Annotated in this window: 11 protein-coding genes; 7 read left to right on the top strand and 4 right to left on the bottom strand. The window is 73.8% G+C overall.

All coding sequences use genetic code 11. The features are described 5' to 3' along the window. Positions 1 to 14 precede the first annotated feature (14 nt). Positions 15 to 2,972 (bottom strand): AAA family ATPase, encoded by a 2,958-nt coding sequence (locus ACOJVX_RS03275; protein ID WP_422647233.1) that lies wholly within the window; start codon positions 2,970 to 2,972, stop codon positions 15 to 17. Continuing rightward, the gene (locus tag ACOJVX_RS03270; protein ID WP_026417338.1) at positions 2,969 to 4,129 is read right to left on the bottom strand and encodes an exonuclease SbcCD subunit D; all 1,161 of its coding nucleotides are present in this window, start codon (positions 4,127 to 4,129) and stop codon (positions 2,969 to 2,971) included. The genes ACOJVX_RS03275 and ACOJVX_RS03270 overlap by 4 nt, the downstream gene beginning before the upstream one ends. A 241-nt stretch (positions 4,130 to 4,370) precedes the next feature. Between ACOJVX_RS03270 and ACOJVX_RS03265 the strand changes: the two genes are divergently transcribed. Both ACOJVX_RS03265 and ACOJVX_RS03260 read left to right on the top strand, forming a co-directional pair. Beyond that, positions 4,371 to 5,399, top strand: coding sequence for a DNA recombination protein RmuC (locus tag ACOJVX_RS03265; protein ID WP_035273238.1), 1,029 nt, complete (start codon positions 4,371 to 4,373; stop codon positions 5,397 to 5,399). A 118-nt stretch (positions 5,400 to 5,517) separates the two neighbouring features. Beyond that, positions 5,518 to 6,300 (top strand): DUF6542 domain-containing protein, encoded by a 783-nt coding sequence (locus tag ACOJVX_RS03260; RefSeq protein WP_418154036.1) that lies wholly within the window; start codon positions 5,518 to 5,520, stop codon positions 6,298 to 6,300. A gap of 1,266 nt (positions 6,301 to 7,566) precedes the next feature. Here the strand turns inward: ACOJVX_RS03260 and ACOJVX_RS03255 are convergent. Next, the gene (locus ACOJVX_RS03255; protein ID WP_026417339.1) at positions 7,567 to 8,586 is read right to left on the bottom strand and encodes a 4-hydroxy-3-methylbut-2-enyl diphosphate reductase; all 1,020 of its coding nucleotides are present in this window, start codon (positions 8,584 to 8,586) and stop codon (positions 7,567 to 7,569) included. Between the two features lie 302 nt (positions 8,587 to 8,888). Between ACOJVX_RS03255 and ACOJVX_RS03250 the strand changes: the two genes are divergently transcribed. The 4 genes from ACOJVX_RS03250 (at position 8,889) to ACOJVX_RS03235 (ending at position 11,800) form a co-directional block, all read left to right on the top strand. Continuing rightward, entirely contained in the window at positions 8,889 to 9,677 is a 789-nt protein-coding gene (locus tag ACOJVX_RS03250) for a lipid droplet-associated protein (protein WP_418154035.1), read from the top strand. Between the two features lie 133 nt (positions 9,678 to 9,810). Further along, positions 9,811 to 11,055: an exodeoxyribonuclease VII large subunit gene (gene xseA / locus ACOJVX_RS03245; protein WP_026417341.1), complete on the top strand. Its 1,245-nt coding sequence runs from the start codon at positions 9,811 to 9,813 to the stop codon at positions 11,053 to 11,055. Positions 11,056 to 11,162: 107 nt separating this feature from the next. Then, complete coding sequence (locus ACOJVX_RS03240; protein WP_422647232.1) at positions 11,163 to 11,492, top strand: sugar ABC transporter substrate-binding protein; 330 nt, start codon at positions 11,163 to 11,165, stop codon at positions 11,490 to 11,492. Then, the gene (locus tag ACOJVX_RS03235; protein ID WP_211237453.1) at positions 11,489 to 11,800 is read left to right on the top strand and encodes an exodeoxyribonuclease VII small subunit; all 312 of its coding nucleotides are present in this window, start codon (positions 11,489 to 11,491) and stop codon (positions 11,798 to 11,800) included. The genes ACOJVX_RS03240 and ACOJVX_RS03235 overlap by 4 nt, the downstream gene beginning before the upstream one ends. 629 nt (positions 11,801 to 12,429) lie before the next feature. Here the strand turns inward: ACOJVX_RS03235 and ACOJVX_RS03230 are convergent. Next, entirely contained in the window at positions 12,430 to 13,068 is a 639-nt protein-coding gene (locus tag ACOJVX_RS03230; protein ID WP_051313308.1) for a DUF4245 family protein, read from the bottom strand. 351 nt (positions 13,069 to 13,419) lie between these two features. Here ACOJVX_RS03230 and ACOJVX_RS03225 point away from each other — a divergent pair, with 351 nt between their 5' ends. After that, entirely contained in the window at positions 13,420 to 14,640 is a 1,221-nt protein-coding gene (locus tag ACOJVX_RS03225) for an acyltransferase (RefSeq protein WP_155886022.1), read from the top strand. Positions 14,641 to 14,643 lie beyond the last annotated feature (3 nt).

Genomic DNA, 14,643 nt, shown 5'->3' with positions numbered 1-14,643 from the left:
GGACGGGTCGCGGGTCAGCAGCCCTCCGGTTCGAGCGACGAACCCTCCCTGCCCCGGCGCACCCGGATCCGGCTGGGGATGCGCTGCCGGAGTTCCTCGACGTGGGAGACGAGGCCGACGACCCGGCCGTCGGCGCGGAGGTCGTCGAGGGTGTTCATCACGAGGTCCAGCGTCTCGGCGTCGAGGGTGCCGAAGCCCTCGTCGATGAACAGCGTGTCGAGCAGCGCTCCGCCCGTCTCGGCGGCCACCACGTCAGCGAGCCCGAGCGCCAGGGCCAGCGAGGCCAGGAAGGACTCGCCGCCGGACAGCGTCTTCGCCGAGCGCACCTGCCCCGAGTAGTCGTCCAGCACGTCGAGCCACAGACCGCCTCGGGTCCCCCTGCTGCCACCCGCGTCGGAGTGGACGAAGGAGAACCGGCCCTGGCTCATCCGGGAGAGCCGTCCGGTGGCCGCGATCGCCACCTCCTCCAGGCGAGCGGCGAGCACGTAGGACCGCAGGGACATGCGGCGGCTGTTCTGCCCCTGCCCGTTCACCACGTCGGTCAGGGCGTCGAGTTCGTCGAAGGCCGCCCGGACGGGGGCGAGAGCGGCGTCCGCCCTCGCCCACTCCGCGCCCAGCTCGGCCAGTTCCCGACCGATACGGGCGGCGTCCCTGGTGCCGGCGACCGCGTCGTCGGCGGCGCGCTGGTGGTGTTCCGCCTCCTCGCGGGCGGCGGTGAGGTCGGGAGCCTCGTCGGGGAGCTCGGCGGCCTGGACGTCCGCCAACCCAGCCCGGACACCCGCCTCCCGCCGGTCGAAGTCCTCGATCGCCGACTCGAGGGCGGCGAACTCCGCGTCGTCGAGGGCCGCGTCCAGCGCGGCCGGCACCGAGGGGAAACCAGCCCCGGCGGCGGCCAGCTCCACCGCGGAGGTGGCCTCGGATGCCCGGTCCGTCGCGCTGGCCCGTTCGGCGGCGGCGTCGGCGAGCGTGGAGAGGGAGCCCGCGAGCCCGAGCAGGTGAGCCCGGCGTTCGTCAACGCCGGCGAACCCGGCCCGGGCGGCGAGCAGGCGCTCGTCGCGGTCACGCACCACCTCGCGCAGGGCGTCGTGCTCGGCTCTCGTGGCGGCCAGCGCCGCCTCCAGGAGGGTGCGGCGGCCGTGCAGCGCGGCCTGTTCCGCCTCCAACCGGTCCGCCAGGCGTTCCCGGTCCGCCTGTTCCGAGACGACGGACTCCGCCTTGTTCTCCTCGGACTCCACCCCCGCCAGCGCCTCGGCGAGGGCGGGCTCCGTCCACTCCCCGAGGCGCTCCCGCAACCGCCGCACCTCGGCGTCGGCGTCCCGGACGGCGGCGATGGCGACCTGCCGCGCGGCGCCGGTGCGCTCCTCCTGGCTGGTGGCCCGTAGCTCCTCGTCCTCGGTGACCGGATCGGCCCGCGCCTCGGCGGGGGCGGGGTGGTCGGTGCTGCCGCAGACGGCGCACGGCTCACCTCCGACGAGGCCGGTGGCGAGTTCCGCCGCCATCCCCGCGAGCCGGCGGTGGCGGACGTCCAGCAGGTCCTGACGGGCCGCCTGGTGGGCGTCGACCCGCTGCCGGAGGAGGTCCTCGGCGGCACGGAGCGCGTCGTCCGCCCCGGGGAGCCCCCGGGCGTCGGCGAGGAGCCCGGCGAGTTCCCGTCGGCGCAGGCGGAGGCCGTCGAGCCGGGCCGAGGCCGATCGTGCTTCCTCGACGCCGACGCGGGCCTCGGCGAGTTCCGCCGGGAGGAGCGCGGACCGGTCGGCGAGCTCGGCCAGCTGGTCCTCCTCGACCCTGACCTTTCCCGCGAGCTCGGCCAGGCGCCGGGTGTCGGAGAGCTGCCTCGCCTCCTCGGACACGAGGGGGGCGAGTGTGCCGGCCTCCTCCCTGGCCCGGTCGGCGGCGGTGCGCGGATCGTCGCCACCCTCGGGCGACCACCCGTGGGGCACCGCCTCGGCCAGTGCGGCCGCCTCGTCCCGCCTCGCCAGGTCCAGGGCCGCTTCGAGCCGAACCCGGTGTTGTTCGACGGAGGACACGGGGGCCGCCGCGCGGGCGGCGGCACGGCGGCGGTGCCAGTCGTCGCGGTCGCCCCGACCCTCCTCCAGGGACCGCCAGCTCGCCTGGAGCTCGTCCCGCCGCTGGCAGGCCTCCGCGAGGGCACGTGCCCGCGCGAGGGCCTCGGTCGCCTCGTCCCGCAGGACGACCGCCCGCCGCTCGGACTCCCGCGCCTCGCTCTCGCGGGCGCGCGCATCCCTCCGGAGCGCGGCGAGCCACTCGGACACCGGCCGTTCTCCGGGCGGGTCGGCGGCCGCGGTCTGGCGGATCCTGGTGACCACCTCGTGCACCTGGCCGGCGGCCTCGTCCAGGTGCTGGCGGGCGACCCTGCGGCGTTCCCGGAACCAGCGCTCGACGTCCGCGAACCGTTCGGTGCCGAACAGCCTTTCCAGCAGCTTCTCCCGGTCGGCGGTGTCGGCTCTGAGGAACCGGGCGAACTCGCCCTGCGGCAGGAGGACGACCTGGAAGAACTGCTGGTGGGTCATGCCGAGCAGCCGCTGGACGGTCCGCCCGACCTCGTCCGCCCGGGTCAACCCCTCGGGAACCCCCTGGCCTCCGGGGTGGTCGAGCCAGGTCAGGGACACCGATCCCCGCTGGAGCGTCGTGCCCGCGCCGCGTCGTTTGCGGCGGGTGTACTCCGGGGTGCGCACGAGCCGGAGGCGGTGGCCCTGCACGGTGAGTTCCAGCCGGACCTCGGTCGTGGTGGTGGCCGGGCTGGTGTCGCAGCGGAGGCGTTTCGCCTCGCCCCGCGCCCCGGGCACCGTGCCGAAGAGCGCGAAGGCCACCGCGTCGAGCAACGTGGTCTTGCCCGCGCCGGTGTCGCCGTAGAGCAGGAACAGACCGTCGGCCCCGACGGCGTCGAAGTCGACGTCGACCCGACCCGGATAGGGGCCGAAGGCGGTGATGGCCAGTCGGTGCAGCCTCATGCGGACTCCCGTGCTCCCGCCGTCTCGGTCAGGGCCTCGTCGATCAGCGCCGCCTCGGAGGCGGATGGCGCGGAGCCCCGGCAGTGCTCGACGAACGACGCGGTGATCTCGCGGTCGTCACGGCCCCGGACGGCCGAGGAGTAGTTCAGCCGGCTCCGTGCCAGGCCGCCCTCCGGCCGCCACTCGAGGTGCACGGCGTGGGGGAAGCGGCGCTGGAGGCGGCGCATCGCGTCGAGCGGCCGGACCCGGTCGGTGAGCGTGACGGAGAGGTAGTGCTCCTCCAGGTCGTGGAGCCCCGGGTCGGCGAGCAGGTCCTCGATCCCCCCGGAGATCGTGGCCAAGGCTCGGGGCACCGGCAGCGCGTACGACCGCACCCCGGCCAGCCCGTCGGCGTCGAGGTCGACGATCCAGACGGACTTGCGGTGCGCGGTCTCGGAGAAGGAGTAGGCGAGCGGGCTGCCCGAGTAGCGCAGGTGGTCGGCGAGGACCTGAGGCCCGTGGAGGTGGCCCAGCGCGACGTAGTCGACGCCGTCGAAGACGGAGCCGGGGACCTGTTCGACGCCGCCGACGCTGATCGGCCGCTCGGACTCGCTGGCCTGCCCGCCCGTGACGAAGGCGTGGGCGAGGACCACCGTCCGGGTGCTCGGTGGCAGCCGCGCGACAGCGCCCCGGACGCGGTCCATCGCCTCGCTCAGCACGGCGGTGTGTCCTCGGTGGCCGGTGCCGGCCAGGCCGAGGTGGTGCCGAGCCGGGTCCGGGTCGAGGTAGGGGATGCCGAAGCAGGCGACGGGACCGTGGGCGTCGGTGAGCACCACGGGCTCGTGGAGCCGCGAGATCCTCGCGAGGACGTGCAGCCCGCCGACCGCCGCGAAGTCGGCGAATGCGCCGAGCCGTGACGCGGAGTCGTGGTTGCCGGGGATCACCACGAGGGTCGCGCCGGCGGCCCGCAGGGCGGCGAGGACCCGGTGGCACACCTCGACTGCCTCCCCGGAGGGAACGGCGCGGTCGTAGAGGTCACCGGCGACGACCACCACGTCGACGCCCTCGTCGGCCACCAGCTCGGCGAGACCCGTGAGCACGCGCTCCTGCTCGGGCAGCCTGTCCCGGCCGTGGAAGGTACGGCCAATGTGCCAGTCCGAGGTGTGCAGGAGGCGCATGGCACCACGCTAGGACCTCGGGGGCCATCGGTGTCACGCGACCACCCGAAAGCACTCGAACGTGTGTTCGAGTGCGGAATGGGAGGACTCCGGGCAGGAGCTGCGCCATGATCGGAGTCGGGGCACGGCCGTCCACGGGGGACACGGCGAGCGGACGCCCACCCGTCCGAGGTGGACGCACGGCCCCACCGAGCACGAACACCCGCGACCCCCGGTACACGCACTCAGGACGGGAGCACCCGTGACATCGGTCGTCATCACCACCGCCGCGGTCGTGGTCGCCGCCCTCCTGGTCGGCGCGCTCATCCTCGGCTGGCGGCTCTACGCGGACGCCGTGCGCAGGACGGACGCCGCGCTGGCCATGGTGGAGGCCGAGCGCGACCGGGCAGCCGAACACCAGGCCGCGCTGCGCCGCTATGAGGTGACCTTCGCCTCCACCAGCGGGCGAGGCGAACTGGGCGAGAGCGTCCTCATCGAGACGGCGAGATCGCTCGGCCTCCGGGAGGGTCCGCACTTCTCACTGCAGACCGACCTCGCGGGGGGTGGGGCGGCACGCCCCGACATGGTGCTGGCGGTGGGTGACGACCGCCGCGTCCCGGTCGACTCCAAGGCCAGCCTCGCGAGCTGGATCGAGGCCGTCGAGGCGGACGACCCCACCCGGCGGGCGGACGCCCTGCGGGTGCACGCGCGCAACATCCGAGCGAGGGCACTGGAGCTCGCGGGGAAGGAGTACCAGCGGTGGGCGGACGCCATCTACGGCGTGGTGATGTTCGTCCCCTCCGACGCGGCGGTGGTCGCGGCACTCGACACCGACCCCCACCTGCTCAGGTGGTTGCTGGAACGGCGGGTCTTCCTGTGCGGGCCGACCGGGTTCGGGGTGGTGGCCTCGGCGGCCCTGTTCGCCTCCACCCAACGCACGCTGGCGGCCGACATGGAACAGGTCCGCCGCCAGTCGGCCGCCGCGTACCGGGCGGCCAGCGGTGCCGTCGACGCCGTCAACCTCTCCAGCACGCACCTCCAGCGCTTCCTGTCGGCGCGGCGGCGTGAACTCGACGCGTTGGAGGGATTCCGGAACGCCGTGGAACCACTGCGGGAAACGGCGGCCAGCCCGAGTTCGATCGCGGAGGTCAGGAGGGACGAGAACGGCGTCGCGATGCCGGGTTCGACGGACCAACCTGCCCTGGCCGAGGCGCACGACGCGCGGACGGACCGCTATTCGACGGTGGTCAACCCGGACTCATCGACCATTGCGGGCAGCGAGGCCAGGTGAGCGGGATGTGAGTTCACGATGGCTGACTAACAAGCAGCCGGTGACCGATTACGGTGGACGGGTGACAGCCGCCCGTGACCGCGAACGCGCGCGCGACTCAGAGCCCGAAGTCGCTGCCGTGCCATGGGATGAACGCGCCGCCTTCGGAACCACTCGCGGGCTTCCGTGGTGGGCGGCCCTGCTGCTCGCAGCGGGCCTGACCGGTATCGGGCTCTTCCTCGACATCGAAGTGATGTCGGGAGGTCCCGGTGTCCTGCTGTGGGCCGGATACATCCTCGGCTGCCTACTGGCGGTCGCTCTGGTGCGTCGCAGAAACCTGTTCGGTCCCACCGTGCAGCCGCCGCTCATCCTGGCGGTGGTCATGCCCCTGGTGATTTGGCTCACGGGTGGGACGGGCGGCGCCGGCCTCGCCGCGATGGCCTTCTCGCTGGGGTGGCCCCTCATCAACGGCTTCCCACTGATGGCGGTGACCTCGGCCCTGACGGTGGGAGCGGGATTCGCCCGGTACTTCCTGCTCCAGCGGCGGCCGCCGAAGACGGACCCGGACGCGGAGGCGCCGGGGACCACGAAGAAGGCACGGCCCGATTCCACGGCCCGCAAGTCCACGAAGGACGAGGCCACGAGCTCCGAACGACCCGCACGCGCCGCTCGGGGCAAGGCGGGTAGGCCCGCGGGCCGGGAGGGCACGTCCGCCGGCCGGGGCCGCGAGAAGGGCGGAACGCCCAGGAGCGGAGGAGGACGGTCCGGGGCGGCGGGGAAGACCGCCGGCTCGTCCCGCCGGTCCGGACGCGACGCCGACTCGGCCGATCGACCCCGCCCCCGGCCGAGGAAGGGGGCGGAGGGGCGGAGCTCGGAGGGGCGACGCCGGCCGCCCCGGCCCCGGGACGAGGACCTGGACTGAGCGTGCGCGGCCGCCGCGCCTGAGCACGAGCGTCCCACCGTCGCGAACGGTCGGTGGGGTCGGAAGTGCCCCTCCCGCGAGCAGGGCTGCGCGGCTCCACGCCTTCCCCCGTCGGGGTCGGTGACCCGGCTCCGCGCCGCGTGCGCGGGAGCCGTGGAGCCGCCGCCACCCCACGAGGCGGCGCCAGCGGCGGCGATGCGGCGGGTGACCCAGCGCGGAGGAGAACCCTGTCCAGGGCGGACCACGACGGGCTCGGACGACGGGCACGGCCCCGGACAACCGCGGCCGCGGAGGGCGCTCCGATGGCAGTGGATTCGGCAACGGCGGCGGGGACTCCGTTCGGGGAGAGCGGCCGCGCCAACGCCACGGGCTGGGGAGTCCGGACGTGAACGAGGACGCCGCTTGGTCGGGTCGTCACCGCCACCCAGTCCGGTTCAGGGCCGTCCCCATCGCTCCTCCTGGCAGGATCCGGAGGGTGCGCCTCCGCGTTCCAGGTGGCGTCCCGAGCTGGTGCTCCCTTCCCGGCGTCGCTGCCCTCCTGGGCCTGGGCCGGCCCCCGGGACTGCCGGTTCGACGGGGCCGGGCGACGGGGCCGGGCGGGTGGCCGGGCGGCGGGGTGGGTCCGCTTCCGGTGTGATCCGGGTGTTCGTCGTGGGTATCGGGCGAGTCCGGTACCACACACCCGTCGCGACGCGTCCGAGGTCGAGGCGTCCTCTCGGGTGTGAGGCGTCCTCTCGGGTGTGAGGCGTCCTCTCGGGTGTGAGGCGTCCTCTCGGGGGTGAGGCGTCCGTGCCGGCCAAGTGGTGGCGACGAGCGTCGCGCGTGTACGACGAGGTCTGGGGTGCGGCTCTCCCGGTTCCGGCTGGCGGGCGTGGAGCGGGCGTCCCCACGCGGCGAACGGGTCCGGTGCCGGCGCTCAGGAGTCGCGCGGGGGGCTCGCGGACCGGGTCGGGGCGTCCACGTCCGCCGCCGGCGGCACGCCCGTGCTGCCGCCCGCGAGGTGAGCGGCACGCGCGCGGCCGCATCCGGCCGGGCCGGCGCGGTCCGGCACCGGGCTCGAGCCGCGCCCCCGGGTGACGGTCCCGGACCACCTCGGCCCACCGTCCTCCGGCCTGCCCCTGGCGCGCGGCGAGCCCCAGGCGGCGCGGTCCGCGCCGTCCCGGCGAGGCGGCACCGGCAGCCGCTCAGCTCCCCGCGAGGCCGCGACCCCCTGTCCGCCGCCCCGGTCGAGCTGGAACGGAGTTCACCACGGTGCTGAGGGTGTGGTCAGCGGACGTCGGACATCGCCTTTCGCAGCTCCCGGGGCAGCGCGAACGCGACCTTCTCGTTCGCGGTGGTGACCTCGTCGACCTGCTCCCAGCCCCGGTCCGCCAGGTACCGCAGGACCTCCATGACGAGGATGTCCGGCACGGAGGCGCCACTGGTGACGCCGACGGTCTCGACTCCCTCCAACCAGGACGGGTCGATCTCGTCGGCGAAGTCGATCAGGTGGGAGTCCTTCGCCCCGGCTCCGAGGGCGACCTCGACCAACCGCTTGGAGTTCGAGGAGTTCTGGGATCCGACGACGAGCACCAGGTCGCACTCGGGAGCCATCGCCTTGACCGCGACCTGCCGGTTCTGGGTGGCGTAGCAGATGTCGTCGGAAGGCGGGTCCTGGAGCTGCGGGAACCGGTCCTTGAGCTGCTCGACGCGTTCCATCGTCTCGTCGACGCTGAGCGTCGTCTGCGAGAGCCAGATCACCTTGTTCGGGTCCCGTACCTCGACCTTGTCGACGTCCTCGGCCCGGTCGACCAGCTGCACGTGCTCGGGCGCCTCACCCGCCGTGCCCTCGACCTCCTCGTGCCCCTCGTGCCCGATCAGCAGGATGTCGTAGTCGTCCCGGGCGAACCGGCGGGCCTCCTGGTGGACCTTGGTCACCAGTGGGCAGGTGGCGTCGATGGTGCGGAGCTGGCGTTCCCGGGCGCTCTCGTGCACGGCGGGCGACACACCGTGCGCGGAGAACACCACGAGGGCACCCTCGGGCACCTCGTCGGTCTCGTCGACGAAGATGGCTCCCCGCTTCTCCAGCGTCCGCACCACGTACTTGTTGTGCACGATCTCCTTGCGGACGTAGACGGGGGCGCCATAGGTTTCCAGCGCCTTCTCCACCGTGACCACCGCCCGGTCCACTCCCGCGCAGTATCCGCGCGGGTTGGCGAGCAGCACACGCTTGCGGGGGGCGTCGCTGGCCGGGGTCGCCTCGTCCTGGGGGGCGGCGTTCTCGTCGGCCGGGAGCTGGGCACTCATGCCTCCCACCCTACGGCCGTCGGGCGGCGGGTGTTCCGCCCTGGGGGCACCACCCCACTCCCGGCCGGCCGCCGCGGGGGTCGTGCCGCCGCGCTCGGCTCCCCACCGACCCGGCACCTGCCGTGGAACCACCCGCGTTCGGCCGACCGACGCCGGGGGCCCGCCGCCGTGTTCCTGGGCGGGGACCGGCACTGGCGGAGAGGGGTGGGCGCTCCCCGGATCCGGGGCGCGACCGGTCCCGAAACGGCTGGTCCCCGCGAGGAGAAGTGCGGGCCGGCGGTGCCCTCCGGCAGGCTAGGGGTATGAAACCGCTGCCGTTGCCCCTGCGGATCGCCGCCGGAGTGGCCGTCACCGCCGCCGAACAGGCCCGCAAACTCCCCGAGCACCTCGTCGGTCTGCCCATCACCGTCGCGAGCCAGGCGCTCCAGCTCTCGATGCGGGTCCAGCAGGGCATCACCGAGCTGGCGGTCAGGGGCGACCAGGCCCTGGCCGGGCTGCGCGACAGTCCGGCGCAGGCCGAGTGGGCCACGTTCGACGAGGACGAGGTCGGTAGCGCGGACGGCCCGGGTGACGAGCGCGGGACCGGCGAACGGGGCGACGCGGCCGTCCCCTCGACCGGCCGAGCCGGGGCCGCCGGGGCCGCCACTACCGGGGGAACGATGGCCGACCGGACGAGTGAGGCGCGGACCGGGGGCGAGGGGGCGCGAACCGGGACCGGACGGCGGCGGCCGTCGCGGTCCGGTGGTGCGGGGGACGAGGAGCGTCACACCCGCTCGTCCCGCCCGGCCGACGACGGTCCGACCGCGCACCGCCCGCCACGTTCGCGACGCCAGGAGGCCGGCACCGGCCGTTCCGCGACAGGCGGTCGAGGATCGGCCGGCTCCGCTGGCGGCGGGTCCGGCACCCACGCCGAGGCCCCGAAGGCGTTGCCCGAGTACCCGGACCTCAGCCTGCCGCAGCTGCGCGGCCACCTGCGCGGCCTCTCCGCCGCCGATCTGAGCGCGCTGCTGGAGTACGAGCAGGGCCAGTCCGCCCGACCGGAGTACGTCCGGATGCTGGCCAACCGCCTCAGGACGGTGACCGGCGAGTGAGTTCCGCAGCCCGCCCGGTCGGCCGGCGGCCGACCTCCCGGCCCGGCCCCAGCCACCGCACTGGCCCCCGACCACTCACCCCCACCTCGTGCCCCGTCGACGATCGGGGCGGTTCCCGGACTGGGGGCGCGACGTGAGCGGCGCCACCACTCCGGAGGAGCCGTGGCCGGTGCGCACCGTCGCCCGGAAGATCGCCGAGTGGATCAACCGCCTCGGTTCGGTGTGGGTGGAGGGCCAGGTGACCCAGCTGTCGGCCCGGCCCGGCACCGGGACCGCGTTCATCACCCTCCGGGATCCCTCGGCCGAGGTGTCGCTGAGCCTGACCTGCCCGATGGGTGTCCTCCGGTCCGTCGACCCGCCGCTGACCGACGGTGCCCGGGTGGTGGTGCACGGCAAACCGTCCGTCTACCTGGCTCGTGGGTCGTTGAGCCTGCGGGTGGACGAGATCCGGGCGGTGGGGATCGGGGAGCTGCTGGCGAGGATCGAGCGGCTGCGCCGCCTGCTGGCCGCGGAGGGGTTGTTCTCCTCCGCGCGCAAGCGGAGGCCGCCGTTCCTGCCGAACCGGGTCGGGCTGATCACCGGCCGCGGTTCGGCCGCCGAGCACGACGTGCTGACCAACGCCTCGGCCCGCTGGCCGGCGGTGCGCTTCCGGGTGGAGAACGTCGCGGTGCAGGGAGCGCAGGCGGTGCCGGGCATCCTCGGCGCCCTGCGCGCCCTGGACGCCGACCCGGAGGTGGACGTGATCGTGCTGGCGCGGGGTGGCGGCAGCGTCGAGGACCTGCTGCCGTTCTCCGACGAGGCGCTGTGCCGGGCGGTGGCCGCCTGCGGCACGCCGGTGGTGAGCGCGATCGGTCACGAGCCCGACACACCGCTGGTCGACCACGTGGCGGACGTCCGGTGCTCCACGCCCACGGCCGCCGGGCGGCACCTGGTGCCGGATGTCACGGAGGAGACGCGGAAGGTCCTCGTATTGCGGGACCGGGCGCGGCGTGCCCTGCACGGCTGGGTCGACCGGGAACGGCGCCTGTTGGACTCGGTCCGGACCCGTCCGGCGCTGGCTGACCCGCACCAGTGGCTGGCATATCGAGGCCAGGAAGTGGCAACATTACGCGAGCGTGGCCTGCGTGCGGTTGTCACGGAGTTGAACACGGAGGAAACCGGTCTGCGATCGGTACGGTCCCGGTTGACGACTCTCGGACCCGCCGCGACGCTGGCCCGTGGGTACGCGGTTGTGCAGCACGTCGACGAGGACGGGACCCCACGGGTGCTCACCTCCGTCACCGACGCCCAGCCGGGCACGCGACTCCGCGTCCGGGTGGCCGACGGTGCGGTGCGCGCTGTCGTATCCGACCAGACCCCTCGTGGTGACCGGAGGTAGTGGTGCCCTTCCCGGCGCGCGAACCCACCTTTCTCCCGCTCACCGTAGCCGCGGCGAGAACGGCTGCGGACAGTCTGAACGAACCTCCGACCAGGTCGAGCGCCAGGGTGGTGTGGCGGCGGGCCGAGGAGGCGAACCTGGCCGCGGCGGACTGCTGGGCGAGCCTGCTCGCGGGATGCCACTCGCCGGCGCGGCGCGGTCTGGCGCCGAGGTTGCTGGCGTTGTCCGAGGCCACCTCGACCTACGCGGGTCGCCAGTGGTGGATGTCCACGGGCTCGGTCCACCGCCGGCGGGTGACCGACGCCGAGCTCCGCATCGTCGACGCCGTCCGCGAGGGAGACGGAGCGGAGTTCGCCGAGGCGTTCGTCGGCTACGACCAGGCGGTGGCGACGGTCGTCGTCGCCGTCAAGACACGACTGGGAAGTCCGACCGGGTGAGTGACGAACTGAGCGCGGCACGCGAACCGCTGCACCGACCGTCCGGAGAGCCGGGGAGCCCCCCGGAGGGCGACCCGAGCCTGGAACCGGGCGAGGACCTGGCCGTTCTCGGCTACGAGGAGGCGCGGGACGAGCTCACGACGGTGGTCCGCGCCCTGGAGGCCGGTGGGCTGTCGCTGGAGCGGTCGCTGGAGTTGTGGGAGCGCGGGGAGGCGCTGGCCAGGGTCTGCGAACGTCATCTGGAGGGCGCGCGGGAGCGGGTCGACCGGGCGCTCGCCTCGGTCGAGGACACCGACCCGCCACGCTGACCGGTGCGGCGGGTCGGGGCAGGTGCGTCCCGGCCTGGTTCGGCTGGTCGTTGCGAGTCCCCCGCCGCGCGGGGGTCCGCCAGCCGTGGCCCCGTGGCTCGCCGTGGCTCCCGACCAGGACCCCGGGTCGCCGGGCTGGGGACGGCTGGGGCGACCGGTGGAACCGTGGCTCGGGCCCCGAGCCGCTGACGTGACGATCTCCCGAGGTGGGGGTGTCGCGGCGGGAGCGGGCCTGGGATGTCCGCGCGCCTCGCACCTGGGTCGTCGGTGCGGTTCTCCGGCTGGTGACCCAGGCCGGTGCTCCTTCCGGGGGTGGGGCCGAGGAGGAAGCCGGCCGGTGCCGGTCGATGGTGGCACCGCTCGTCCCCGCTGCCCGAGGGGCGCCCGCTCCGCGACCACCCGTCGGCTGGCCGGAGGTCCACCTGGGGCACGGGTCGCGTTCTGGTGGCCGCGTGCCCGGCCCCCCGGTGGGAGGCCTGACCCGCCGGTCTCCCTCCCCGTGTGCCCACGGGCGGTTCCCGCGATCCGGCGGGCCGTCCTGGCCCCGATCGGCGGGGAGTCGCGGTGGTTCCGGCGCGCGGCGAGGTACGGCCGTGGCGGGAACGGTCGGCCGCCGGTGGTGGTGCCGCTCAGCCGCCGTCGGTGGCGGTTCCGGCGCCCGGTTCCACCAGGTCACCCGCCACGGTCGCCTCGGCGAGTTCCCGGAACTCCGGTTCGTCGGCACTGCCGGTGAGCAGCACGCGCTGGCCGTCGAGTTCGGTGGTCCAGGCCTCCTCGTCGCGCTGGGCGGCGTAGCGGACCCAGGTGAGTCCCGCGGCCTCCACGGTGCCGAGCCCCGCCGGGTCCACCCCGGTCTCGAAGGCGACGAGCTCCGCCTCCTCGGCGTCGGACTGTGACAGCCGGAGGTAGCGGCCGTCCGGGGTCAGGTAGCCGACGCGGAGGGCGGTGGCCACCGTTCCCCGGTCGCCCAGCTGGCTGACCCGCACGTTGTTCACCCGCCAGTCCTCGCTCAGGTCGGGTTCGCGCACGGCGAGGTCGACCGAGCCGACCGCCCGCCGGAGGTCGCCGTCCGGGTCCGACCGGGCACCGACGTCCGGGTCGACGCTCGGCCCACCGGGGCTGAAGCTGCACATGCCGACCAGGCCCGTCAGGGCCAACAGGACCAGCAGCAGGGGCAGCATCGAGAGCAGCAGGTCACGGGTGGACTGCTGTGCCCTGCTCTTGGGGGCCGGCGGGCCCGTTCTGGGGTCGGTGGAGTTCTCGGCCACCCGGCCATCCTCGCAAGCCGTGCCGGAGTGGCGGACAGCCCGGGGGCCGAGCGGCGGCGGTGGGCCCTGGTCACCGCAGGTGACCGGGACCGGACACGGCCCCACCACGGCACGACCTGGCGGAGGGCCGTCCACCGCGCGACCACCCACACCCTGTGGAGTTCCATCATCAGAGTGAGGTTTCGGGCCTCTGCGTGGAAGCCCGCTTTCGCGGTCCACTCGTCAAGCAGCTACTTTCACTCAATAGAGTCGAATAGCGAGACAGGGTTCCTCACTATTCGTGGCAGGCGCGTGGGACGTACCGAACGCGCTCTTCGCCGTCATCAGCCTGAGATCGGGAAGGACTCTTCGTTGAGTGCAACCACGCCCTCGGAGGCAGCCCCCTTAGCCAAGCCGGCGGCTCCGACCGGCAAGGACGGGCGTCGGCGGAACTACAGCATCGACTTCATGCGGGTCGTTCTGTTCTCCTGCGTCGTCATGGTGCACGCGGTGGGCACCATCAACTACGGCCCAGACATCGACCGGCAGATGGCCGGGCTCTCGATGCTGATGCACTACACCCGCTACGGGTTCGTGTTCATCACCGTCTTCGTCCTGTTCCTCGGCTACTACCACCGGGACACGAAGGCCACCACCTTCTGGCGGCGCCGCTTCGGACTCGTGGTGCTGCCCTACCTGCTGTGGTCGATCATCTACTCCGTCTGGGAACCCCTCGTCCGCAGCGCGGACCCCTGGCCGGGCTGGCAGGCGGTCGCCTACGACACCGTCCTGCAGATCGTCAAGGGCGACGCGAAGTACCACCTGTACTTCCTGTTGATCTCCATGCAGATCTACCTGCTGTTCCCCGCGCTCCGCTGGCTGGTGAGGAAGACCACCGGCCACCACGGCAAGCTGCTGTGCGGGGCGATCGCCATCCAGCTCGCCGCGATGTTGTGGGTCACGGTGCTCCCCGGCCCGCAGCACCCGGCGCTGGTGCTGCTGCACCAGCACGTGTGGAAGCTGTTCCCGATGTACGTGCTGTTCGCGGCGATGGGGGCGCTGGCCGCCGTGCACTTCGACCGGGCGCACTCCTGGGTGACGCGGAACTGGGTGCTGATGCTGCCGGTGATCCTGCTCGGGTTCGGGATCAGCACCGGCGTGTACCTCTACCGGAGCGGGCAGGGCGTCGCCCCGCACCTCGCCGCGTCCGCGCAGCACCCCTCCATGCTGGCCTGGGCGGTCGTCTCCATCATCGCGCTCTACCTGGTGGCCTCCGCCTGGAACGAGCGCAGGGGAGACGGGCGCGGGCTGGTCGGACGGGCCGTCGACCTGGGGGCGATCCGGGCGTTCGGCGTGTACGCCGCGCACCCGATCCTCATCGACGTGCTGCACCGCGTCGGGTTCGGCAGCTGGCTGTTCGAGACGTTCCCGAACTCCACGCTGGTCCGGAGTTCCCTGCTGGTGCTGGCCACCTTCGCCATCACCCTCGTGGTGGTCGAGGTCCTGCTGCGGAGCCCGCTGAGCAAGCTGCTGGTCGCCCGTCCTCGGCAGCCGATCAGGAAACGCCAGGAACCCGAGCCCGCGCGGGGCTGATCC

Source organism: Actinoalloteichus caeruleus (assembly GCF_049311605.1).
GTDB lineage: Bacteria > Actinomycetota > Actinomycetes > Mycobacteriales > Pseudonocardiaceae > Actinoalloteichus_B > Actinoalloteichus_B caeruleus.
Note: the sequence above shows the minus strand (reverse complement) of the source record. Positions and strands in the feature narration are given on the sequence as shown.